The organism is Photobacterium sp. Hal280, assembly GCF_037162255.1.
In the GTDB taxonomy this organism is placed as follows: domain Bacteria; phylum Pseudomonadota; class Gammaproteobacteria; order Enterobacterales; family Vibrionaceae; genus Photobacterium.
The window spans coordinates 189,481-214,075 of record NZ_JARLUO010000005.1 but is presented as its reverse complement, the minus strand read 5'-3'; the positions used below and the strand labels follow the sequence as shown (position 1 = coordinate 214,075).

Genomic DNA, 24,595 nt, shown 5'->3' with positions numbered 1-24,595 from the left:
TTAACTCCGCTTCGCGATAATGAGCCAGAAGAAAAACGGCACCCCAATAATGGCGGTCACGATGCCGATAGGAAACAAAGCGCCCGGCACAATCACTTTAGACAGCACCGAAGCCGTAGACAGCAGAAAGGCACCAATCAAAAACGAGAGCGGTAAAAAGAATCGCTGATCTTCACCCACCAGAATTTTGGCAATGTTGGGCGCAACAATCCCCACAAACCCAATGATCCCGACAAAGCTGGTGATGGTTGCCGTCATCAGAGCGACGATAAACAGTGTTTTCAGCCGCAGCTGCTTCACATTCACCCCGACGCTTTTCGCACGCTCCTCGCCCAAACGTAACGCCGTCAGCTTCCAGGCATCTTTCATCAAAAAGAAGAATCCCGAGATCACCACAATAGCCGTCATCATCAGGTTACCCCAGGTCGCTTTTGACAAACTGCCAAATAGCCAGAACAGGATTTGCTGGCTGAGTTCCGGTGACGAAACAAACTGCACCAATGACAGCAGAGACTGGAAAAGGAACAGTAAGGCGATACCCGCTAAGATGAGCTGACCGGAACTGATATGCCGCATCGAGGCCAGCGCGAACAGGAAACAGGCCGACAACATGCAGCAGACAAACGCCCCGATCGGGACGGCATAGTAGCTCTCTATGCCTAAAGAGCCGAAGTAAAGCGTAATCGCCGCGCCAAACCCCGCTGCCGCCGCCATGCCCAGGGTATACGGGCTGGCCATATTGTTGTTGAGCAGAGTCTGCATCTCAGCCCCGCCGACTCCCAAAGCCCCGCCGACAACAATCGCCATCAATGCAATTGGTAGTCGTAAATCAGTGACGATGATCTGTGTCGAGCTGTCGACCTGGAAAGGTAAGCCAACAAACTGAAAGATGGCATGCAAGACGCGCGTAGCATCCAGCATAGAGGGGCCACTCATAATGTCGAGCACAAAGGATGCCATCAAAACAAGACAAAACATGATGAGCACAATTATGCGACGATATTCGTGTTTTCTTTGTATCTCAATGGCTTGTAATACTGCTGCGGATTGCATCTGACATTACCCGATTCTGTATTTGATTGGTTAACAATTGCGACCAGGCGCCTGCCATGATCAGGCTGACTGGCTGATTTTATTCCGTAAGCACATTAACAGAAATGATAATAGTTTGCTTAAGTGTTATTGAACGAATTATGATTACTGGCTAAGTAAGCACCAGGTTGTGCTGGCCGATATGGATAACAAAGAATCAGGGTTCTCATTGATGTATAAAAAGTTACTCAGTATTGCTGCGCTGATGTTCAGCGCATCGACGCTTGCAGAAATCACCACAGTCACGGATGTACTGGGCAGAGAAGTCACCTTTGACGCACCAGCTAAAAGAGCCATTGTCGGGTTTTATCCGGAAGATTACATGGCAATCGGCACAGAAGCGGCGTATGACCATGTTGTCGGCATGTCGAAGTATATCTGGCAGGCACGTTCGGCGAACTGGGATCTGTATGTCAAGCACCGCCCTTCCCTGCAGGACATTCCCGGCATTGGCCGCGTTGATACCAATACGTTTTCCGTTGAAAAAGTCATTAGCCTGCAGCCGGACTTACTGATGCTGGCAGACTGGCAATACAAAGCATTAGGCGCAGAAATAGCGCGCATCGAAAGCGCCGGCATTCCTGTCATTGTTGTCGATTACAACGCGCAAACCCTGGATCGCCACATCCAAAGCACCCAACTGATCGGCGTGATTACCGGTCAAAAAGAAAGAGCCGAAAAAATTGCCGGTGAATACCGCCGGAATATCGACATGATCAACGAGCGCCTGGCCTCGGCCAACCTGGCAAAACCCAAAGTCTATACAGAGTACGGCGCGACGGGTATCAAGGAGCTTGGCTACACATTCGGTAAAAACATGTGGGGCGCCATTGCCACCATGGCCGGCGGCGACAACATTTCCGCACCTTATGTAGAGTGGTGGGGCAAGCTGAATCCGGAGCAGATCATTGCCGCGAACCCAGACGTCATTGTCATGACAGGGTATGAATTAGGCAGTGTGAATGACGCCATGGTGATGGGACAAGGTGTCCCGGAGGCACTCGCTAAGCAGCGCTTAGCCGGCTTTAAGAACCGCCTTGGCTGGACATCTGTTGCCGCTGTCCGCAACAATCGTCTGTACGCCGCCTACCACGGAGCATGCAGAACAATTATGGATGGCGCGATGATCCAGTTTTATGCCAAAGCCCTGTACCCGGAGTTGTTCAGCGATCTGAACCCCCAGCAGGCTTACCTGGATTTCTACCGCAATTACCTTCCCGTCACCCCGGAAGGCACCTTTGTCACTCAGTTGTAGCCATTCAACCCAGCGTTTTTTAAATCAGGCAGACTGCAGCAGGGTTACATCCTGCCCCGCAGTCCGCCGCCCCCGAGTCCGCGCAGCTGACCCGCGCCAATATTGGGGTGATTCATCATGCCGCGCTGAATCGCAGGTCGGTTCGCGCGAATGGCTGAGCGGTCGACAGGCCCCTGCGCTCGCCGGGTTTGCAATTGTTGCTGAACTCGCTGCTGGGTTTCCGGCGGCAGACTCTGCCATTTCTGATCAAACCGGGCTTTGACCGCCGGCAGGTTGTCGGCAATATCAGCACGATCACCCTGCCAGTTGTCGAACTTATCTTTAATTTCCTGCTGCTTGTCCGGATCCAGACTTTGCCACCACTGGGTCACCATTTCCTTGTATTCGCCGTCACCCTGACAGCAGTTCGGATAATAATGGTGCCAGTAATACAGGTAATCGTCGTACCACCACGTATTGCTGTAGTGATAGCTGGCTGAGCTGGATGAACCGGCTCCTGTGCTGCCGCATCCGGTTAACAGCAATAACAGACCGAGACACAAAAAACGAATCGCCATGTTGAGGAACTCCGTTACAGAGATGAGATGAACAGCGTCAGTCACCCAGCCCGGCAATCAATCACAGATAAGCCTGATAATCAGGTTAGCAGATTCGGCTCAAACCCCAACAGGCAGGGAATATTTTCCTCGCTGCTTCTCGCTGTTTTCGCCCTCTCATCTCAACTTTTGCATGACTTTACTACGTCGCCGCTCAGTACCTGCCTTCACTGACTATAGTTAACAAGAGCGGCGAAAATATAGCATAAAAGTTCAATTAAAAGTCGCAGCTAACCACTGATTTTCAAGGGATAATGCAGAAGGGCAAAAGCATGACAGCAAAAAAAGACAATAAAGTCATCCTGATTGGTGCGGGTTACATATCGGATGTTCACGCGGCGGCGATCCGGTCGCTGGATGACATTGATCTCGTTGCTGTGGTCGATCCCAACCGCTCTGCCGCGCAAGCACTGGCGGAGCGCCATCATATTCCGTTGCGCTTCAGCACCGTGGAGCAGGCGCTGGCTGAAACCGAGTTTACCGCCGCCCATGTGCTGACCCCGCCCAATCTGCATTATGCGCTGGCAAGCCAGCTGCTCCGCCACGGCAAACATGTGCTGGTCGAGAAACCGCTGGCTGAAACCGAGGAAGAATGCGAGGCGCTGATCAGTCTGGCTCAACAACATAACGTCACCCTGGCCGTGAATCAGAACTTCATCTTTCACCCTGTGATGGAGCGGGCGAAACAGCATCTGGCCAATAATGATATCGGCCCGGTCAAATCGGTTTGCCTGCACTATGAAATGCCGTTACGCCAGCTGGCGGCCGGCCAGTTCAGCCACTGGATGTTCCGTCAGCCGGTTAATTTACTGCTGGAGCAGGCCGTGCATCCGCTGTCGCAACTGATGAGCCTGTGCGGACGCCCGACAGCACAGTCAATGGCAAAGATGCTGGCGAAGATCACTCAGCCCCGGCAGCTCAGCAATGGTCAGCCTTTTATTCAGCGCCTGGATGTCATCGGCGAGCTGGACATCCCGGTCCATTTTGCCTTTGCGATGGGCCAGGATTTTCCGGTGTGGGACATGCAGATCACCGGTGAAGATGGCTGCCTGAACCTGGATTTCGTCCGTCAGCAAGTCACAGTGCAAAGCCGCAGTCGCTTTTTGCCGGCACTGGATACTGCGGTGACCGCCTGCACCCAGGCAGGCAGCCTGCTGTCCCAGGGAATGCAGCAGTTAACCAACTATGCCCTGACCACTGCCGGTCTGAAAGACTCGCAGGACCCCTTTTTCCTGTCGATGAAAACCAGTATTAACCAGTTTTATCAGGCGATTGCGACCGGGCAGCCCTTGCTGCATGACGGGACATTCGGCCGCGATCTGGTGGCACTGTGCCATCATCTGGCCAGCCAGAGCCAGGGTGCCGATCTGCTGAGCGTCCCTAAACCGCCGGTTCGTCGCGCCGTTAAGCCCGACGACGACCAGCCATTCGATGTACTGGTCATTGGCGGAACCGGTTTTATCGGCCGTCATGTGGTGGCACAATTGCTGGCCAAGCACGATTCAGTCGGCGTCATGGCGCGCAATATTCAGGCCTTACCCGCGTTTTACCACCAGCCGGCCGTTCAGCTGCTCCAGGGCGATGTGTGTGATCCTGCCGCCCTGGATGCAGCGGTGCGACGTGCCACCTATGTCATCAACCTGGCCCACGGCGGCGCCAGCGGGGACTGGGAGACGATCAAACACGCCATGGTTGATTCGGCCCGCGAGATTGCCCAGGCCTGTCAGACACACCAGATCACCCGGCTGGTACATCTGGGCTCCATCGCTTCGCTCTATCTCGGCAGCGACCGGGCTGTGATTCACAGCGACACCCCGCCGGATCCCGCCGCTGCTCAGCGGGCACATTACGCCCGCGCCAAAGCCATGGCGGATCACCTGCTGCTGCATGAGCTCAAAGGGCAGGACCTTGTCGTGCTCCGGCCCGGCATTGTGGTCGGCCAGGGCGGATTGGTGAATCACACAGGGGTCGGCTTTTTTAATAACAACCAGTACTTTATTGGCTGGAACCTCGGCCATAACCCCCTGCCTTTTGTTCTGGCCGAGGATGTCGCCGCCGCCGCAGTTTCCGCCCTCACCGCGCCGGGCATTGCCGGCAAAGCCTTGAATCTGGTCGGTGATGTGCGCCCCAGCGCGCGTGAATATGTGGCCATGATCAGCAAAGGACTGGGCCGTCCCTACCGCTATGTGCCGCAATTGACCTTCTGGCTGTATCTGCAAGAGCTGGGCAAATGGAGCATCAAACGCCTGGCCGGACGCCGCACGCCGCTGCCCGCCCTGCGGGATCTGCGCTCCCGCGCCATGAATGCGCGTTTTGATACCAGTGTCGAAAAGCGCTTACTGAACTGGCAGCCGGTCAGCGACTGGGACAGCTTCTATCAACAGGCCATTCTGGTGCACCGGGCAACGCCTGCGGCGATATCAGCAGCCAAAGCCACCCGTGATAAAAAACCCGTTCCGCTCGCTATGCAAGCTGACAAGGTGGCATCCGAATGACCCGCCTTCTGCATGTGTTTTCCACCTTTGCCGTTGGCGGCCCGCAGATCCGCTTCGCGCAGCTGGCCAATGCTCTGTCCGGGCAATATCACCACACCATCCTCTCGCTGGACGGCGCCAGCCAGGCAATGTCCCGGCTGGCACCCGATGTGCAGGCCGACTTCCTGCCGATGGCAGAACTGAAAGCCATGAGCCTACCGCAGCGTTTCCACACCATTCACCGCCTGATCCGCAGTCATCAGCCCGATATCCTGATGACCTACAACTGGGGCGCCATCGAATGGGCGTTCTGCAATCGCCTGCTGCGTCTGTGCCGGGGCATTCACTGGGAGGACGGCTTCAGTCCGGACGAAGCCAGCGGGCTGTACCGGCGCCGCAATCTGTTCCGCCGCCATGCGCTCAGCGGTCAGACTCAGGTCGTGGTGCCATCCAACACCTTAATGGCCATTGCCCGGCAGCACTGGCAGATCCCCGCGCAGCGGCTGCACTATTTTCCCAACGGCATTGCCATGCCGGCGGCCGTCAGAAAAGGGCCGTCTTCCGCGGTGACCACACTGATCACCCTGGCGAGCTTGCGCGCCGAAAAAAACCTGCACCGCCTGATCGACACCTTTGCCAGCCATGCCCCCAACAGCCGCTTACTGATTGGCGGTGATGGCCCGATGCTGACCGAACTGGAGGCTTACATAGATAGGCTCAATCTGACCCACTGTGTCCGGCTGGCCGGACGCATTGAGGATGTCTGGGGGTTTCTGGCCCAGGGCGACATCTTTTGCCTGTCATCCGATACCGAGCAAATGCCCTTATCTGTGCTGGAAGCCATGGCCTCGGCCCTGCCGGTCGTGGCCACCGATGTCGGCGATGTCAAAACCATCGTGGCCGCGGAAAACACCCCTTTTGTGGTACCGCCCGCTCATTACGCCAGCGCGTTTCGCCAGATACTGTCTGAGCCCAGACACTGGCAAGCGATTGGAGAAGCCAATTGCCAGAAGGCCCGCCAGCACTACAGCTTCCAGCACATGCTGGACAATTTCACCCGCCTCACTGCCCCGCAGCGCTAACCCGGCAACAAGCTGCTATTTTTTATAAGAGCAAGGGGATGAACGCGGTTTTGGCTCCGAAGGCGAAACTTACACGTGCCGATTCAATTTAGCCGAAGTTCGTGATACCCTGCGCGCCCTTTCTTCCACTTGAGTGACAATGGTAATGAGCAAAGGCACGCTATACATAGTTTCGGCCCCCAGCGGTGCAGGCAAATCCAGCCTGATCAACGCCCTGCTGGAAACCAATCCGACCTATGACATGAAAGTCTCCGTATCCCACACCACGCGCGGTATGCGTCCGGGTGAAGTTCATGGTGTGCATTACAATTTTATCGGCGTGGAAGAATTTCAAGAACTGGCTGAACAGGATGCGTTTCTGGAACATGCCGAAGTGTTCGGTAATTTCTACGGTACGTCTCGCCTGTGGATCGAACAGCAGCTGAACAAAGGTATCGATGTGTTTCTCGACATCGACTGGCAGGGCGCGCAGCAGATCCGCCGCCTGATGCCTGAAGCCAAAAGTATTTTTATCCTGCCGCCGTCCAAAGATGAGCTGGAGCGTCGTCTGAATGCCCGCGGTCAGGACAGCGAAGCCGTGATCGCCAGACGCATGGATGAAGCACGCTCTGAAATCTCGCATTTCACAGAGTACGACTATGTGATCGTCAATGACGATTTTGATGTCGCATTAATTGATTTTAAAGCAATCATCCGCGCTGAGCGATTGAAGCAAGACAAGCAAGCTGCTAAATATAGCAGCATGTTGACTGCGCTACTGGCGCAACAGTAAGTAATTTTGTACAATTTTCCGTCTTTTTATTAAACCCACTGGAGTCCTCGATGGCACGTGTAACTGTTCAAGATGCTGTTGATAAAATCGGCAACCGTTTCGACCTGATCCAAATTGCTTCTCGCCGTGCACGTCAAATGCAGACTGGCGGTAAGGATCCATTGGTTCCTGAAGAGAATGACAAGTACACAGTGATCGCACTGCGCGAGATCGAAGAAGGCCTGATCACGAAAGACATTCTGGATGCACGTGAGCGTCAGGAAATGCAAGAGCAGGAAGCCGCAGAACTGGCGGCGGTCAGTGCGATTGCAGGTAACCAGCGCTAATTCAAGGAAGCGGGCAATTTGTATCTCTTTGATAGCCTGAAAGAAGTTGTAATTGAATACCTGCCTGAGACTCAGATTGAGGCGCTCAGGCAGGCCTATTTAGTCGCAAGAGACGCCCACGAAGGCCAGACGCGTTCCAGCGGCGAGCCTTACATCATCCACCCGATTGCCGTTGCCCGAATCCTGGCCGAAATGCGTCTGGACTTTGAGACTCTGATGGCCGCCCTGCTCCACGACGTGATCGAAGATACCGATGTCACCAAAGACGACCTCGACAGTCGTTTCGGCTCGACCGTGGCAGAACTGGTGGACGGCGTGTCCAAGCTGGACAAGCTCAAGTTCCGCGACCGCAAAGAAGCGCAGGCGGAAAACTTCCGCAAGATGATCATGGCCATGGCCAATGACATCCGGGTTATCCTGATCAAACTGGCCGACCGGACCCACAACATGCGCACCCTGGGTGCGCTGCGTCCGGATAAACGTCGCCGCATTGCCCGCGAAACGCTGGAAATCTTCTCGCCCCTGGCCCACCGTCTGGGTATTCACAATATCAAAACCGAGCTTGAAGAGCTGGGTTTCGAGGCGCTGTACCCGAACCGCTACCGGGTGCTGAAAGAAGTGGTTGCTGCCGCCCGCGGGAACCGCAAAGAAATGATCAACCGTATCCACGCCGAGATTGAAGGCCGCCTTCATGATGCAGGGATCAACGGCCAGGTGCTAGGCCGTGAAAAAAATCTGTACTCCATCTACAACAAGATGAAGAACAAAGAACAGCGTTTTCATTCCATCATGGATATCTACGCGTTCCGGGTGCTGGTCGATAACCTGGATACCTGCTACCGGGTGCTGGGTCAGGTGCACAACCTGTACAAACCGCGTCCGAGCCGGATGAAAGACTATATCGCCATCCCGAAAGCCAACGGCTATCAGTCGCTGCATACCTCACTGGTCGGCCCGCACGGTGTGCCGGTGGAAGTGCAGATCCGTACCGAAGACATGGATCAGATGGCCGATAAAGGGGTCGCGGCGCACTGGGCTTACAAAGACGGTGAAAGCTCAGGCACCACAGCGCAGGTCAAAGCCCAGCGCTGGATGCAAAGCCTGATCGAGCTGCAGCAAAGCGCCGGTAACTCGTTTGAATTTATTGAGAACGTGAAATCCGATCTGTTCCCGGATGAGATTTACGTTTTCACCCCCAAAGGCCGGATTGTCGAACTGCCGGTCGGCGCGACTGCCGTTGACTTCGCCTATGCGGTACACACCGATGTCGGCAACACCTGCGTCGGCGCCAAGATTGACCGCCAGCCTTATCCGCTGAGCAAACCGCTGAAAAACGGCCAGACGGTCGATATCATCAGTGCGCCGGGTGCCCGTCCGAATGCGGCCTGGCTCAACTATGTGGTGACCTCGCGGGCTAGAACCAAGATCCGCCAGGTGCTGAAAACCATGCGCCGTACCGAGTCAATCACCCTGGGTCGTCGCCTGCTCAATCATGCGCTCGGCGAGCTGAACATCGATCAGATTGACCCGGTCACGCTGGACAAAGTCCTCAGGCGATCTGCGTCTCAAAGACGCAGAATCCCTGCTGGCTGCGATTGGCCTGGGTGAGCTGATGAGTGTGGTGGTCGCCCGCCGCCTGCTGGGCACGCTGGATGAAGAGACTCAGGCGGATGACAAACGCCGCATGCCTATCCGGGGTGCGGACGGCATTCTGCTGACCTTCGCCAACTGCTGTCATCCGATTCATGGTGACCCGATCATGGCCTATGTCAGTCCGGGTAAAGGGCTGGTGATCCACCGCGAAGAATGCGCCAATATCCGCGGCTACCAGAAAGAATCGGACAAATACATGCCGGTCGAATGGAGCCGGGACTTCGAGCAGGAGTTCGTCACCAACCTCAAAGTGGATATGCAGAACCACCAGGGGGCGCTGGCCGATCTTACCAACACCATCGCCAATACAGGGTCTAACATCCAGGGATTGTCGACGGAAGAGAAAGACGGCCGCCTGTATACCATTACGGTGCGCCTGACGACCAAAGGCCGGGTCCATCTGGCCAATATCATGCGCCGGATCCGGGTAATGCCCAATGTGGTCCGGGTGGCCCGGCAGAAGAACTGATATGTCTGCCTGCTGCAGCAACACTGATCACTCAAACGCCCGCCCCGGGCGTTTGTGCTTTCCCGAGCGCTGAATTATCACCCGTTCAGCCAGAACTCAAACAAGACCAGAATCATGACGCCAGAACGTTACCAGAGGATCCAGTCAGTACTGGCCACCCGCCAGCCCGATTTAACCCTGTGCCTGGAAGAAGTGCACAAACCCAATAACGTCTCCGCCATTATCCGTACCGCCGACGCCGTTGGCGTGCACAAAGTCCACGCCGTATGGCCGGAAAAAATGCGGGTACTCGCCCATACATCCGCCGGCGCGCGCAACTGGGTTGAGCTGGAAACCCACACCAGCATGCCCGATGCCATCGGCCAGCTGAAACAGCAAGGTATGCAGGTCCTGGCCACGCACCTGTCTGATCGCGCGGTGGATTTTCGCGAGATTGATTACACCCAACCCACCGCCATTATCCTGGGCGGCGAAAAAAACGGGATCACTGCCGAAGCGCTGTCACTGGCTGATCAGGATATCATCATTCCTATGGTGGGTATGGTACAGTCACTCAATGTCTCAGTAGCCAGCGCGCTGATCCTGTATGAAGCGCAGCGCCAGCGCCAGCTCGCCGGTATGTATGACAGAGACACCACACCGCTGCCAGCCGATACGGTTCACCGCATCTTGTTTGAACGCGGCCACCCTGTGCTGGCGAAAGTGGCCAAACGGAAACAACTGCCCTACCCGCCGCTGGACGACGCCGGCCAGATCGTGGCCGATGACGCTTGGTGGCAGGCGATACAATCCAGGGATAAGCCCCGGCGGAAAAAATAATCCAGAACGGACAACGCACAGAGTAAGCAGGCATGAGCGGACAGATGCTGGACACCATCGCCCTGACAGAACTGTCAGGCGTCGGCGCCAAAATGGCGGAAAAACTGAGTAAAATCGGTCTTCACACCGTACAGGACCTGCTGTTCCACCTGCCGCTGCGCTATGAAGACCGCACCCGGATCTGGCCGATTGGCGAAGTGACACCCGGCCAGCACCTGACGGTGCAGGGCGAAGTGCTGCATCACGCCATCAGTTTTGGCAAGCGCCGGATGCTGACGGTCAAGATCAGCGACACAACCGGCTCTGTCACCCTGCGCTTTTTCAATTTCAATGCGGCGATGAAAAATGCCCTGTCCGAAGGCAAGCAGGTCAAAGCGTACGGCGAGATCCGTCGCGGCCAGCACGGGCTGGAAATCATCCATCCGGATTACAGCGTTTTTTCTGAACCGACCCCACTGGCGGTTGAAGACACCCTCACGCCTGTCTACCCCACCACAGACGGCTTACGCCAGCTCACCCTGCGCAGCCTGACCGAACAGGCGCTAAACCTGCTCGACAAAGCGGCAGTCAGCGAATTGCTGCCCGAAGGCTTGTACGACCGCCAGATGACCCTGGCCGATGCCCTGCACCTGATGCACAGACCCACGCCGGATGTGTCGCTGGATCAGCTGGAAAAAGGGCAGCACCCGGCCCAGCAAAGGCTGATCCTGGAAGAACTGCTGGCACAGAACCTGTCTATGCTGGCGGTGCGTGAAAAAAGCCAGCAGCACCAAGCCTGGCCGTTGCCGTCCAGTATCTCACTCAAGCAGCAGTTACTCGCTGGCCTGCCGTTCAGCCCGACCGGTGCGCAGCAGCGTGTGGTGGCCGATATCGAAAGCGATCTCGCCAAGCCCATCCCCATGATGCGGCTGGTGCAGGGCGATGTCGGTTCAGGCAAAACCCTGGTCGCCGCTTTGGCAGCAGTCCGCGCGATTGACCACGGTTATCAGGTCGCGCTGATGGCCCCCACCGAATTGCTGGCCGAACAGCATGCCCTCAACTTTGCTCAGTGGCTGGAGCCGCTCGGTATTCAGGTCGGCTGGCTGGCCGGAAAACTCAAGGGCAAAGCGCGGGACACCGAGCTGGCCCGCATTGAAAGCGGCGAGGCCAAAATGGTGGTCGGCACGCACGCTTTATTTCAGCAGCAGGTCGTGTTCAGCAACCTGGCTTTGGTGATCATCGACGAGCAGCACAGGTTCGGGGTGCACCAGCGGCTGGAATTGCGGGAAAAAGGCGCCAACCAGGGCCGATACCCGCATCAGTTGATCATGACGGCCACCCCGATTCCGAGAACGCTGGCCATGACCGCCTATGCCGATCTGGAAACCTCGGTGATTGACGAGCTGCCGCCAGGGCGCACCCCGATCCAGACCGTAGCCGTTTCAGACACCCGCCGGGCCGACATCATCGAACGTATCCGCGCGGCCTGCCTCAGCGAAGGCCGACAGGCTTACTGGGTCTGCACCCTGATTGATGAATCTGAAGTGCTGGAAGCCCAGGCCGCATCAGACACAGCCACCGAGCTGACCGCACAGCTGCCCGAGCTGAAAATCGGGCTGGTGCACGGCCGGATGAAAGCTGCCGAGAAACAAGACATTATGCAGCGCTTTAAAGCCGGTGAGCTGCATCTGCTGGTGGCCACCACAGTGATTGAGGTTGGTGTCGATGTGCCCAACGCCAGTCTGATGATCATTGAAAACCCGGAGCGGCTGGGACTGGCCCAGCTCCACCAGCTGCGCGGCCGGGTCGGCCGGGGCAATGTGGCCAGCCACTGCGTGCTGCTCTATCATGCCCCGCTGTCAAAAACCGCGCAGCAGCGTCTGGCGGTCCTGCGCGAAAGCAGCGACGGCTTTGTGATCGCCCAGCGCGATCTGGAAATTCGCGGCCCTGGCGAGCTGCTTGGGACCAAGCAAACCGGCATTGCCGACTTCAAAGTCGCCGATCTGGTGCGTGACCAGCACCTGATCCCCCAGGTGCAGAAAATGGCCCGCTATCTGCACGATCGGTACCCGGCCAATGCCAAAGCTATCATTGACCGCTGGCTGGGGCAGAAAGAAAACTACTCGAACGCCTGATCACCCGTCTTCTGTTTGCTGATGGCGACAATGTGTGGCTATTTTCTGCTTTTAATCGCGATTTTACCGTTAATTTAATTGCGCAAACGTTTGCTAAAAATAACAACCTCATTAGAATAGTGGCCACTTTTGACCCCAGAGTCATTATCGGCTTCAGCGACTGCCCGTCTCGCAGCCTGAGGCCGTTCTGTCGACGCCCATAAGGAAGCTTCATGACTGGCCAGCACCAAGAGATCACGCCACCGCGTTCATCCGATTTGATCTACCGACTCAATGACAGACCGCCTTTGCCGCAAACCCTGTTCGCCGCATTGCAGCATTTGCTGGCAATGTTCGTGGCCGTGATTACCCCGTCGCTGATTATCTGTCAGGCGCTGGGCCTGCCCGCCAGTGACACCAATACCATCGTCAGCATGTCGCTGCTGGCTTCCGGGGTGGCTTCTTTCATTCAAATCCGCACGATAGGCCCGGTTGGTTCCGGCCTGCTGTCGATTCAGGGCACCAGCTTTAACTTTCTTGGCCCGATTATCGGTGCCGGACTGGCGATGAAAGCCGGCGGGGCGGATGTCCCGACCATGATGGCGGCTATTTTCGGCACGATTCTCGCCGCTTCTCTTACTGAAGTGGCGATTTCTCGGATTTTGCAGCACACCCGCCGCATCATCACGCCACTGGTGTCCGGCATCGTGGTCACTCTGATTGGCCTGACGCTGATCCAGATAGGCCTGACCTCCATCGGCGGCGGTTATGCGGCCATTGAAAACGGCAGCTTCGGCAGTCTGGACAAGCTCCTGCTGGCTGGCATCGTGCTGGGATTGATCGTGCTGCTCAACCGGATGAAAAACCCGTATCTGCGGGTCTCGTCGATTGTGATTGCCATGGCCGCCGGCACACTCACAGCCTGGGGCATGGGCATGATAGACAGCAGCCAGCTCGCGGAAACCAGCCTGATTGCGGTGCCAGCGCCGATGCAGTACGGCCTCGGGTTTGACTGGTCTTTGTTGATCCCGCTGGTGATTGTCTTTGCCATTACCTCGCTGGAAGCCATTGGTGATATCACGGCCACTTCGGAAACCTCTGAACAGCCTGTCTCCGGCCCGATTTACATGAAACGTATCAAAGGTGGTGTGCTGGCCGATGGCATCAACTCCGCTCTGGCTGCCGTGCTGAACAGTTTCCCGAACTCCACCTTCAGCCAGAACAACGGCATCATCCAGCTGACCGGCGTTGCCAGTCGTTACATCGGCTATTTTGTTGCAGGCATGCTGGTGCTGCTCGGCCTGTTCCCGGCCGTGGCCGGCCTGGTGCAGCTGATCCCGGAACCTGTGCTGGGCGGCGCCACCATCGTGATGTTCGGCACCATTGCCGCTTCAGGGGTGCGGATTATCTCCCGCTGCGAACTGGATCGCCGGGCGATTCTGATCATGGCGCTGTCGTTCTCGATGGGCTTGGGGATTGCGCAGAAACCGGAAATTCTCCAGTTCATGCCGGATGTTGTGAAGAGTATTTTGTCCTCCGGCATGGCGGCCGGTGGCCTGACCGCGATTCTACTCAACCTGATCCTGCCGGAAGAAAAGAAAGCCTGAGTCTGTATGATCCCTCCCCTTGCCAAGGGGAGGGAATATTCGTGGTTTCTGCAAGCTCATTACGACCCCTCCCCCTTTTCAAGGGGGAAGGATGGAAGAGGATACAGGGAAAAGAGCTTAAGACTTCACACTCCGCTTGCCATTGTGTTTGACTGTCCGCACCGGCAGGCTGATCTGCACTTTCAAACCACCGGCACTGCGGTTACTGAACTGAATGTCGCCCTGGTGCTGATCCACAATCCGCTTGACGATAGCCAGCCCCAGACCGGTGCCTTCTGCGTCACTGCCCCGGGCGCTGTCGCCGCGGGTCAGCGGTTGCATCATTCTGGCCACCTGATCCGGCTCAATGCCCGGGCCATCATCCTCAACACAGAACCAGGCCATCTGGCGATCGGCCGTCATGCCGCTGGTGACCCGCACCCAGCCGTGACCGTACCGCAGGGCATTGACCAGCAAGTTACTGATCAACCGCTTAATCGCCACCCCGTTGGCATACACTTTGCCGTTAATGGTGCCCAGCGACTGTTCAATCCCGCGCTCAATGCCGCCTTCTGCTTCTGCCACATCTTCAAGCAGTATGTTCAGATCGAGCAGTTCCTGCTCCAGCAGCTGGGTGGATTTCAGGTACTCCATAAACTGGCTGATAATGGCATTACACTCTTCGGTGTCCTTAATCATGCTTTCAGCCAGATAGGCATCTTCGGGCGACATCATTTCGGTCGCCAGACGGATTCGGGTCAGCGGCGTACGCAAATCATGGCTGACACCGGCCAGCAGCAATGCCCTGTCATCTTCAAGCTGCTTGATCCCCTCACCCATGCGATTAAAGGCTTTGGTGACCGCCCGGATCTCCGAAGCGCCCTGAACATCTAAGTGTGGCGGAGAGCCGCCTTTGGCCACTTCCAGTGCCGCCTGCTCCAGCGCCACCAGGGGGCGGTTCTGGATCCGGATAAACATCCAGCCCCCTGCGATCACCATCACAGCAATAAACAGGCTGTAACCAAACAGCGGCGCAAAGTCTTCTTCCTGCAATTCCGACAGCGGGACCCGCATCAGGTAACCCGGCATGGCATCGCAGTCAAGCCACAGCACATAGCTGTCCGTGCCCAGCACCAGGCGCACTTCCGTCGGGGTGCTGAGCTCTCGGGTCATTTCCTCGCTGAGATAATCAATGCGGGTGGCTTCTCTGAATTCGGCCGATTCGGGGCTGTCGTCGGCATGAAGCGTGACCCCCAACTGCTCCAGCAACTGCCGGCGCAGTGGAGTATCAAGGTGAAACTTGTGGCCATCGGCCAGTTCCACGTCTTCTTTGAGCATCAGTTTGACTTCATAAGCCATGATGCGGTTGAACTGCTGCAGGCTGGGGAGCAGGGCGTAATTCAGCACCGCCAGATAGGAAAAAATCTGGCTGGCTATCAGCAAGCCAGCCAGCAGGATCAGGGTGCGGGTAAAGGTCGAGCGCGGCGACAGGCGCATCGGCATGGTTTAGGCCTCGCTGCCGTCTGGGACAAACACATACCCCAGCCCCCACACGGTCTGAATATAACGCGGACGGCTCGGATCTTCTTCAATCATGCGGCGAAGACGCGAGATCTGGACGTCAATCGAACGCTCCATCGCCGAGTATTCGCGGCCGCGGGCCATGTTCATCAGCTTGTCGCGCGACATCGGCTCGCGGGCGTTGGTGACCAGGGCTTTGAGCACTGCAAATTCACCTGAGGTCAGCGGCATGGCGTCCTCCCCGCGGAACATTTCGCGGGTGCCCAGATTGAGACGAAACTCGCCAAAGGTGATGATTTTGCCTTCCACACTCGGCGCACCTGGCGCTTCGACCGTCTGGCGACGCAAGACCGCACGGATACGGGCCAGCAGCTCGCGCGGGTTAAACGGCTTGGGCAGATAATCATCGGCGCCGACTTCCAGACCGACAATCCGGTCGACTTCATCGCCTTTGGCGGTGAGCATCAGGATCGGCAGCATGTTGTTGGCATTGCGCAGACGACGGCAAATCGACAGACCATCTTCACCTGGCAGCATCAGATCCAGCACCATCAGGTGGAAATTTTCACGGGCCAGCAGGCGATCCATCTGTTCGCCATTGGCCACACTGCGTACCTGAAAGCCCTGCTCAGACAGGTAACGCTCCAGCAGCGCACGCAGGCGCATGTCGTCATCGACCACTAAAATCTTAAAATTGTCTTGCATCGTTTCACCTTATGCTTCGAACTCTGGATGTCGCCGAGGCGCTATTTTACGCGACCGCTGCCTGTTCTGACTGACACAGTGCACAAATGATCACCCTGAAATTGTTACTGAGTGTGTCCCCACACCCGGCACGCCCTTAAAGCCTAGTCTGTGACGTAAGTTATCGTATTGATGAACCAGACTTTATCACCTTCAGGTGTGCGTACCACGACTTCATCGTCCACTTCTTTTTTCAGTAAGGCACGCGCCATCGGCGAATCAATCGAAATATAATCCCTGCGGCCGAAAATCTCGTCATAGCCGACAATGCGGAATTTCTTGCTGTCACCGGCTTCGTTTTCCACCTCGACCCAGGCACCGAAAAACACCTTGCCTTCCTGCACCGGGGAGTAATCGACAATTTTTACTTTCTCTAAGGTTTTGCGCAGGTAACGCACCCGGCGGTCGATCTCCCGCAGGCGTTTTTTGTTGTACTGATAATCGGCATTTTCCGAACGATCGCCCAGACTGGCCGCCCAGGTGACTTTCTTGGTCACTTCCGGCCGCTCTTCCTGCCACAGAAAATCCAGCTCCTGCTTGAGCCGGTTATACCCTTCCCGGGTGATCAATGGGGTTCTCATTCCGCCTGTCTCTGCTTGCTGATAATGGCTTGATTATATGACGTTGTAAGGCCTGACGGCGAGTCGTTCGCATCCACTGGCCTGTACCGAGATCACACCCACCGCTTCGGCTGGCAAACTCCTGACATTTTGCGGGGATTTGAGCGCTGACTGACGGGCGGAATTGTGGTTAGATGGTCAGCCTGAGACATACTGTATCCAAAGGAATTCTATGACCACGAGTATCCATCACCTGATTGCGTCTGAACTGAACGTCAAAACGCAGCAGGTTGCCGCAGCCGTGGCGCTACTCGATGACGGTAACACCGTCCCTTTTATTGCCCGTTACCGGAAAGAAGTGACCGACGGGCTGGACGATACCCAGCTGCGTAATCTGGAGTCCCGTTTGGGCTACCTGCGCGAACTGGAAGACCGCCGTCAGGTGATCCTCAAATCCATTACTGAGCAGGACAAGCTGACGCCTGAACTGAAAGCCGAGATTCTGTCGGCCGACAGCAAAACCCGTCTTGAAGACCTGTACCTGCCGTACAAACCCAAGCGCCGCACCAAGGGCCAGATCGCGATTGAAGCCGGTCTGGAGCCGCTGGCCGAGCTGCTGTGGTCACAACCGGACCACGATCCCGACGCCGCGGCGGCCGGCTATGTGTCGGCCGACAAAGGGGTCGCTGATACCAAAGCGGCCCTGGACGGTGCGCGTGCGATTCTGATGGAGCGTTTTGCCGAAGACGCGGCCCTGCTGGATAAAATCCGCCGCCATTTGCAGGGCAATGCCGAGCTGACCGCCCGCGTGGTGGAAGGCAAGGAGCAGGAAGGCGCCAAATTCAAAGACTACTTCGAACACAACGAGAAACTGACTCAGGTGCCGTCGCACCGGGCGCTGGCGATGTTCCGCGGCCGCAACGAAGGCGTGCTGCAGCTGGCGCTCAATGCGGACCCGAATCAGGAAGAAGGCGTGCGCGGCTCTTACTGTGAAGTCATCATTGCCGATCATTACGGCGTGAACTTAGGCACCCAACCGGCGGACAGCTGGCGCAAGCAGGTGATCAGCTGGGCCTGGCGTATCAAGATTCTGATGCACATGGAAACCGAGCTGATGGCCGCCCTGCGTGAGAAAGCCGAAGACGGCGCGATGCAGGTGTTTGCCGATAACCTGAAAGATCTGCTGATGGCCGCTCCGGCCGGTCCGCGCATGACACTGGCGCTCGATCCGGGCCTGCGTACCGGCTGTAAAGTGGCTGTCGTCGACAGCACGGGTAAGCTGGTCGATACCGCCACCATTTATCCGCACCAGCCGCAGAAACAGGTGGCCCAGTCCGCCGCCACTGTGCTGGCACTGCTGAAAAAGCACAATGTCGATCTGATTGCGATCGGCAACGGCACTGCTTCACGTGAAACCGACAGTTTCGTGGCTCAGTTGCTCAAAGACAACAATTTGAAGATTCAGAGCGTGATGGTCAGTGAAGCCGGAGCCTCTGTGTATTCGGCCTCTGAGCTAGCCGCCAACGAATTTCCGAACCTGGATGTGTCGCTGCGCGGCGCGGTTTCCATTGGCCGCCGCCTGCAGGATCCGCTGGCCGAGCTGGTGAAAATCGATCCCAAATCTATCGGTGTCGGCCAGTATCAGCACGATGTCAGCCAGAGCAATCTGGCCAAACGTCTGGACGCCGTCGTGGAAGACTGCGTAAACGCCGTCGGTGTCGATGTCAATACGGCCTCCCCGGCCCTGCTGACCCGCGTGGCCGGTCTGTCGCCGGCGATTGCCAGCAATATCGTGGCTTACCGTGACGAGCACGGCCGCTTTGATGCCCGAACCACACTGAAAAAAGTCTCCCGTCTGGGGCCAAAAGCTTTCGAACAGTGCGCCGGTTTCCTGCGGATCATGAACGGCAAGAACCCGCTGGATGCCTCTGCGGTTCACCCGGAATCCTATGATGTGGTCAAAGCCATTGCGGCGAAAAACGGCAAGCCGCTTGATGCCTTAATTGGCAACAGCGAGTTCCTGCGCGGTCTGAAAGCAGCCGACTACACCACAGACGAAGTCGGCCTGCCGACCGTCACCGACATCATCCGCGAGCTGGACAAACCGGGCCGCGATCCGCGCCCTGAGTTCAAAACAGCCACCTTTGCCGAAGGCATTCACGAAGTGAAAGATCTGGTGCCGGGCATGGTACTGGAAGGGGTGATCACCAACGTGACCAACTTCGGTGCCTTTGTCGATATCGGCGTGCACCAGGATGGTCTGGTCCACATTTCGGCGCTGTCGGACAAATTCATCTCCGATCCGCGCGAAGTGGTCAAAGCCGGTGATGTGGTGAAAGTCAAAGTGATGGAAGTGGACTTGCAGCGCAAACGGATTGCCCTGTCGATGCGTCTGAGCGATGAGCCGGGCCAGGAAGCCAGCCACAAACCGCAGGGTGGTCAGCGTCAGGGCGATCAAACTCGCCGTGCGCCGCGCCAGCAGCGTGACCGCCAGCCGGACAACAATGCGATGGGCGGTGCCTTTGCCGCGGCGTTTGCCAAAGCCAAAAAGTAACCCACCCGATCATGCACGCAATACAGCAAAAGGCGGGGATTCCCCGCCTTTTTTGACTTCTTTTGTCTTCTTTTTTACTTCAACGTATCAAAGCAATCCAGTCAGACAATTTTCAGCATTTCGGTGGGCGGATTCGGCACTGTAGCCTGGGCATACTTGTAGCGGATCACGCTGCGGATGCGTTCCATTTTGCTGATCTGAGCCAGCTCTTCGAGCAGCGCCCTTGGCAGGCGGATGTGCATGCTGTAGCCCAGCTCGCTGACATCTTTCATATAACTGTCGGCTGACAGTGCCAGCACCAGTTGTTCGAATTCCTGCTGATAGCCATAGCTTTTTTGCTGGGCGCCATCCAGCGACGCATAATCCGGGTGTTCACTGGGATCCCAGCCCGGCCGCCGCATTTGTTTGTCATCGCCTTTGAGTGAAGGCTCACCGCCTGAGGGGAGACTGGCACTGGCCGGGCGCACTTTTTCACGGATCTTGTTATCCCGCGCAGCCTGCTCTGTCATCGGATTTACCGATGGCGCCAGTGTCGGTATACCGGCATTCAGGGGCGACACTATCATGTTCAGGCGACTCCTACAGACAACGCTTTGAGCCACGGGCTCTACGCTGACGCACCCGAGCAACGGCTGTCGTGCGCCTCATGAATAACTGCAAAAATGGCAGAGCTCTCTGCCGTGACACACAGATTATCGGCCAAGAAAGGTTTTACTTTAATCTTTCTGTTGATTCTGTCGCCAGGGCTGCCGAGGTACCACCGTCAATAAATCTCTGTAATGCCTGCATAAAGTCCTGCGGATGAGAAATAAAAGGCGCATGCGACGCTTTGGCGAAAACCACTTTCTCTGACTGCGGTGCCAGCTTGTCCATATCGCTGGCCACTTTGGCCGGCACCAGCCCGTCCAGCCGGCCATAGAGGCGCAGCCAGGGCTGTTGGATTTGAGCCAGCTGCCGCCGCAAATCCACCTCCGCCAGCATCTCCAGGCCGGCAGCCAGCGCATCCGGTGACGGCTGAGGACGCGACAGCACGGCCTGCTTGAGTAACTTGATGTCCTGCCGTGCACTCGGACTGCCCATCGCCTGTAGCGCCATGAAGCGCTCAACCGTCAGGCTGAAATCGTCACTGAGCTGTTGCTGGAAATCACTCAGCACCTGAGGCTGGATGCCGCGCCAGCTGTCCATCGCGGCAAAACGCGGCGAACTGGCCACAGTGATCAGCCTGCTGACCCGCCCGGGTGCCTGCAGCGCCGCCTGCTTGGCCACCAGTCCGCCCAGCGACCAGCCCAGCCAGACTGCCTGCTCGGGTGCACCGGCCAGCAAGGCTTGCGCCATAGCTTCAACCGACTGCGCCTTGACACCGGCACTGTAACCATAACCCGGCATGTCGACGACATGCACCCGGTAGTGCGCTGCCAGTTGCGGCACCAGATGCTGCCAGACGGCGCCATTCATACCCCAGCCATGAATGAGAACCAGATCGGAACCCTGAGCCGGGTCCTGACCAAATGCTTGCCAGTAGACAGATGCCGTCATGTACACTTCCTTCACTTCAAACCGGATGGCAAGGATGTTATCCCCTGTGGCTGTAAGATCAATCTTTCGTTGGCCAAACCAGCGATGTGCCCTGTGCCGTTTACCGCTGCGTGACGGTGATCACTACTGGTGTCTGCACTGCCTGACCAGCCTGCCTCGGCCGCCATATTGTCAGCGCTGCGGGGCCACCACACTTGAGACTGTCAGCCACTGCGGCTATTGCCTGCGCCGCCCGCCGCCCTGGGATCGGCTGGTGCGCCTCGGCGAATATGGCTTTCCGCTCAACCGGCTGGTCCAGCAATACAAGTTTCAGGGGAAGTTCTGGCTCAGCCAGCCACTGGCCGGCTTGTTAGCCGAGCAAATCACTGAGCCTGCTCCGCTGCTGCTGCCTGTGCCGCTGCATCCCTGGCGACGCTTCATCCGCGGTTTTAATCAAAGTGCGCTGCTGGCGGATGCCCTGGCAGAAATCACAGGGAGCGAGAGCGATCACCGGGTGCTGCACCGGACCCAGTGGGCCCGCCCGCAGCATAAGCTGTCGAGAAAAGCGCGCCTGCAGAATCTCAAGCAGGCATTTATACTGAACAATAGAGTGTGGCCGAATCATGTCGCCATCGTTGATGATGTGGTGACCACGGGCAGTACGGTCTCCGTGTTATCTCAGCTGCTCAGAAAGCAACAGGTGGCCAGAATTGATGTCTACTGCCTGGCCTTTACACCGCATTCTCGCTGACCGGTGACCGTCCGTTATGACTGTTCAAAAAAACCACACAAGATTCAGGGGTGCGAGTTCTTCCGCCAAAGAGTAGAATAGGTTTAACGCTTACTAAGTCAGGTATTACGTCGTGTCTATGATTACTATTTCAGAAAATGCACAGCAGCATTTCGTTAAGCTGCTGGCCCAGCAGCCGGAAGGCACCAACATCCGTGTCTTCGTGGTCAACCCGGGTACCCCAAATGCTGAGTGCGGCGTGTCTTATTGCCCGCCGGAGGCCGTAGAAGCCAGTGACACCGAAATTAAGCTCGGTATGTTCTCCGCTTATGTTGATGAGCTGAGCCTGCCCTTTCTGGCCGACGCTGAGATTGATTTTGTCACCGACAAAATGGGTTCACAGCTGACACTGAAAGCGCCCAACGCCAAAGTCCGCAAAGTGTCAGACGATGCGCCATTGATGGAGCGTGTGGATTATATGATTCAGACTCAGGTCAACCCTCAGCTTGCCGGTCACGGCGGCCATGTGTCCCTGTCTGAAATCACTGAAGATGGCGTTGCGATTCTGCAGTTCGGCGGCGGCTGTAACGGCTGCTCCATGGTAGATGTGACCCTGAAAGAAGGGATCGAAAAGCAGCTGCTGGCCGAGTTTGAAGGCGAGCTGAAAGGTGTGCGCGACGTGACTGAGCACGCCCGTGGTGACCATTCTTACTACTGATTGTCTTACTACTGATTTGTGCCCGCGCGGGATCGCATCCCTACTCCCGCGCACCGGGAAAAATCACATAAAAAAAGCCGCATTCGCGGCTTTTTCCATGATTGTCTTTTGCTTAATGCCTATCAGGATAATCAGGCTTTCGTGCGATTATTCGGCTAGGTATTGTGCGATATCAGGCTTTTAAAACTGTGATAGTCACAGCGCGTCGGCCCCAGTTTTTCGCGGCCCGGACATCCCGCCCCATATAGATATCAATTTTCTTTGACCAGCGGTGATGCATCTTATCCAGCACCACATACTCACCAGGCAAACCTGAGATTTTGACTTTAGAACCGTGTTTGAGGCCCATTTTCAAAAGGTCCCGAGATACTGCGATTGCCTTCATTCCCGGCTTAAGTCTGTCTCCCCAGGCAGCAATGGATGGGTTGCTGTCGGTCTGGGCTGGCACGGAATTATACGCCGTTGCCGTCACTCGAACTTTGGCTCCCGGAGCCACGGCACTAGCATTAAAACACCATCCTAAGCCCATAAAAAGCAATAAAAAAACACCGATTTTTTGTTTCATTTTCAACCTGCTCAACTCCAAAAACAGGTCATATTTTAAACACTATCAATAAGAAAGGATAGGGTTATTAGCCAGCACAGGCTTATTGAACAGCATAAAATATGATAACTATTTGTTAGAACAGGCCTCTTCAAGAAAAATATTTTTTTGCCATTGATACGCAAAAATAGCCGCTAACAGTACCCCTCGCATGGCCAGAAAACCTAACATTGCCGCCCACAACGCATGGTTGCCAAACGAGTTAAACAGTAGCCATATCAGGAAGAAACTACAGGTTGCAATAAACATGCTGTTCCGCATTTCTTTGCCTCGGGTCGCGCCGATAAAAATGCCATCCAGCAGAAAGCACCACATCGACACCAGAGGCACGGCAGCCAGCCAGGGCAGGTAGCGACTTGCTTCGCGCTGCACCGCTGGGATATCGGAAATCAGGGCGATAATCGCATCGCCGAACAGCGCGAAGGTCAGTGTCATCAGCAAAGCTATCATCACACTCCAGAGCGTGGTGCTGATCAGTGTCCGGCTCAGGGCTTCGCGGTTTCTGGCACCGATGGCTTTGCCCACCATAGCTTCCATCGCATAGGCAAAACCGTCCATCCCGTAAGACACCAGCATCAGAAAACTCATCAGCACCGCATTGGCAGCCACCACGTTATCCCCCAGGCTGGCGCCCTGAAATGTCATAAAGCTGAACGCCAGCTGCAAGCATAAGCTGCGCAGGAAGATATCCCGATTCAAACGTAATAAGCGCCCCATGCTCTGCCCGACTTTATTGAGCTGGCTACGCCAGGGCGGTAAATTCAGGGTTTTCCACTGGCAGGCCACAAAATACAGACCCAGTATCATACCGCTGTATTCGGCAATTACAGAGGCGGCGGCCGCACCGGCCACCTGCCAGCCCAGCCCCAACACAAACAGAACATCGAGCAGAATGTTGATGCTGTTGGTGATGATCAGCAGCCACATGGGCAGCCGGGCATTCTGGCTGCCCAGCAGCCAGCCCATGATGACGAAATTGGCCAGTGCCGCCGGTGCCCCCCAGATACGAATCGAGTAATATTGCTCCGCATAGGTTTTCACTGCGTCGCTGGCATCGCTGACGGAAAACACCGCATCCGCGATCAGGCTGTGACTGAGGATCAGCAGTGCCGCCAGACCCCAGGCCAACGCGATGCCCTGCAGGAGCACAGTGGCCTGAGCCGCTTTATTGCTGGCGCCGTAAGCCTGCGCGCACAGCCCGGTTGTTGCCATACGCAGAAAACCAAGCAACCAGAAGGTCACGCTGATCATCGTGCCGCCGACCGCCACGCCCCCCAGATACCAGGCATGCTCAAGATGGCCGATCACAGCCGCGTCCACCAGCCCCAGCAAAGGGACAGTGATGTTGGACAACACCATAGGAAGCGCCAGGGCAAAGACCTGGCGGTGGAGGGAGATATCTTTTAATGCGGCCAGCACAGTTTCAACCTTA

General features: G+C 56.5%; 20 protein-coding genes and 1 pseudogene. 12 read left to right on the top strand and 9 right to left on the bottom strand.

Annotation, left to right across the window (positions count from 1 at the left end; genetic code table 11):
- Positions 1-978 (bottom strand): FecCD family ABC transporter permease, encoded by a 978-nt coding sequence (locus P4S53_RS10070; RefSeq protein WP_337112587.1) that lies wholly within the window; start codon positions 976-978, stop codon positions 1-3.
- Positions 979-1,264: 286 nt separating this feature from the next.
- Here P4S53_RS10070 and P4S53_RS10065 point away from each other — a divergent pair, with 286 nt between their 5' ends.
- The gene (locus P4S53_RS10065; protein WP_337112586.1) at positions 1,265-2,347 is read left to right on the top strand and encodes an ABC transporter substrate-binding protein; all 1,083 of its coding nucleotides are present in this window, start codon (positions 1,265-1,267) and stop codon (positions 2,345-2,347) included.
- Between the two features lie 44 nt (positions 2,348-2,391).
- Here the strand turns inward: P4S53_RS10065 and P4S53_RS10060 are convergent, their stop codons facing one another.
- Positions 2,392-2,904: a hypothetical protein gene (locus tag P4S53_RS10060; RefSeq protein ID WP_337112585.1), complete on the bottom strand. Its 513-nt coding sequence runs from the start codon at positions 2,902-2,904 to the stop codon at positions 2,392-2,394.
- Between the two features lie 311 nt (positions 2,905-3,215).
- On the opposite strand from P4S53_RS10060, the gene P4S53_RS10055 reads away from it, so the two are divergent.
- From P4S53_RS10055 to P4S53_RS10020, 8 genes and pseudogenes are all read left to right on the top strand, one after another.
- The gene (locus P4S53_RS10055) at positions 3,216-5,438 is read left to right on the top strand and encodes a Gfo/Idh/MocA family oxidoreductase (RefSeq protein WP_337112583.1); all 2,223 of its coding nucleotides are present in this window, start codon (positions 3,216-3,218) and stop codon (positions 5,436-5,438) included.
- A complete protein-coding gene (locus tag P4S53_RS10050; protein WP_337112582.1) occupies positions 5,435-6,499 on the top strand; it encodes a glycosyltransferase family 4 protein in 1,065 nt (354 codons plus the stop codon). Before P4S53_RS10055 ends, P4S53_RS10050 begins: the two co-directional genes overlap by 4 nt.
- Positions 6,500-6,644: 145 nt before the next feature.
- Positions 6,645-7,271, top strand: coding sequence for a guanylate kinase (gene gmk, locus P4S53_RS10045; protein WP_337112581.1), 627 nt, complete (start codon positions 6,645-6,647; stop codon positions 7,269-7,271).
- Positions 7,272-7,321: 50 nt separating this feature from the next.
- Complete coding sequence (gene rpoZ, locus P4S53_RS10040; RefSeq protein ID WP_027250547.1) at positions 7,322-7,597, top strand: DNA-directed RNA polymerase subunit omega; 276 nt, start codon at positions 7,322-7,324, stop codon at positions 7,595-7,597.
- Between the two features lie 18 nt (positions 7,598-7,615).
- Positions 7,616-9,719 (top strand): annotated as a pseudogene (gene spoT / locus P4S53_RS10035) (bifunctional GTP diphosphokinase/guanosine-3',5'-bis pyrophosphate 3'-pyrophosphohydrolase).
- A 114-nt stretch (positions 9,720-9,833) separates the two neighbouring features.
- Positions 9,834-10,538 (top strand): tRNA (guanosine(18)-2'-O)-methyltransferase TrmH, encoded by a 705-nt coding sequence (gene trmH / locus P4S53_RS10030; RefSeq protein ID WP_337112580.1) that lies wholly within the window; start codon positions 9,834-9,836, stop codon positions 10,536-10,538.
- Between the two features lie 32 nt (positions 10,539-10,570).
- On the top strand, positions 10,571-12,652 hold the full coding sequence (recG, locus tag P4S53_RS10025; protein ID WP_337112579.1) for an ATP-dependent DNA helicase RecG: 2,082 nt from the start codon (positions 10,571-10,573) through the stop codon (positions 12,650-12,652).
- 212 nt (positions 12,653-12,864) lie between these two features.
- Positions 12,865-14,238, top strand: coding sequence for a uracil-xanthine permease family protein (locus tag P4S53_RS10020; RefSeq protein WP_337112578.1), 1,374 nt, complete (start codon positions 12,865-12,867; stop codon positions 14,236-14,238).
- 117 nt (positions 14,239-14,355) lie between these two features.
- Here the strand turns inward: P4S53_RS10020 and envZ are convergent, their stop codons facing one another.
- The 3 genes from envZ to greB form a co-directional block, all read right to left on the bottom strand.
- Entirely contained in the window at positions 14,356-15,714 is a 1,359-nt protein-coding gene (gene envZ / locus P4S53_RS10015; protein WP_337114461.1) for a two-component system sensor histidine kinase EnvZ, read from the bottom strand.
- A gap of 9 nt (positions 15,715-15,723) precedes the next feature.
- A complete protein-coding gene (ompR, locus tag P4S53_RS10010) occupies positions 15,724-16,443 on the bottom strand; it encodes an osmolarity response regulator transcription factor OmpR (RefSeq protein WP_337112577.1) in 720 nt (239 codons plus the stop codon).
- Between the two features lie 143 nt (positions 16,444-16,586).
- Positions 16,587-17,063 carry a transcription elongation factor GreB gene (gene greB, locus P4S53_RS10005; RefSeq protein ID WP_046220413.1) on the bottom strand — a complete coding sequence of 159 codons (477 nt, stop codon included), beginning with the start codon at positions 17,061-17,063 and terminating at the stop codon, positions 16,587-16,589.
- 211 nt (positions 17,064-17,274) lie between these two features.
- Here greB and P4S53_RS10000 point away from each other — a divergent pair, with 211 nt between their 5' ends.
- A complete protein-coding gene (locus P4S53_RS10000; RefSeq protein WP_337112576.1) occupies positions 17,275-19,596 on the top strand; it encodes a Tex family protein in 2,322 nt (773 codons plus the stop codon).
- Between the two features lie 101 nt (positions 19,597-19,697).
- Here the strand turns inward: P4S53_RS10000 and P4S53_RS09995 are convergent, their stop codons facing one another.
- Both P4S53_RS09995 and bioH read right to left on the bottom strand, forming a co-directional pair.
- On the bottom strand, positions 19,698-20,162 hold the full coding sequence (locus P4S53_RS09995; RefSeq protein WP_337112575.1) for an ATP-dependent Lon protease: 465 nt from the start codon (positions 20,160-20,162) through the stop codon (positions 19,698-19,700).
- Positions 20,163-20,307: 145 nt separating this feature from the next.
- Entirely contained in the window at positions 20,308-21,132 is an 825-nt protein-coding gene (bioH, locus tag P4S53_RS09990; RefSeq protein ID WP_337112574.1) for a pimeloyl-ACP methyl ester esterase BioH, read from the bottom strand.
- Between the two features lie 46 nt (positions 21,133-21,178).
- On the opposite strand from bioH, the gene P4S53_RS09985 reads away from it, so the two are divergent.
- Both P4S53_RS09985 and nfuA read left to right on the top strand, forming a co-directional pair.
- The gene (locus P4S53_RS09985; protein WP_337112573.1) at positions 21,179-21,862 is read left to right on the top strand and encodes a ComF family protein; all 684 of its coding nucleotides are present in this window, start codon (positions 21,179-21,181) and stop codon (positions 21,860-21,862) included.
- A gap of 118 nt (positions 21,863-21,980) precedes the next feature.
- Entirely contained in the window at positions 21,981-22,559 is a 579-nt protein-coding gene (gene nfuA, locus P4S53_RS09980; protein WP_192016104.1) for a Fe-S biogenesis protein NfuA, read from the top strand.
- A 172-nt stretch (positions 22,560-22,731) separates the two neighbouring features.
- Here nfuA and P4S53_RS09975 read toward each other — a convergent pair whose 3' ends face one another.
- Both P4S53_RS09975 and dinF read right to left on the bottom strand, forming a co-directional pair.
- Positions 22,732-23,124, bottom strand: coding sequence for a 3D domain-containing protein (locus P4S53_RS09975; protein WP_161444847.1), 393 nt, complete (start codon positions 23,122-23,124; stop codon positions 22,732-22,734).
- Positions 23,125-23,232: 108 nt separating this feature from the next.
- A complete protein-coding gene (gene dinF / locus P4S53_RS09970) occupies positions 23,233-24,582 on the bottom strand; it encodes an MATE family efflux transporter DinF (RefSeq protein ID WP_337114460.1) in 1,350 nt (449 codons plus the stop codon).
- Positions 24,583-24,595 lie beyond the last annotated feature (13 nt).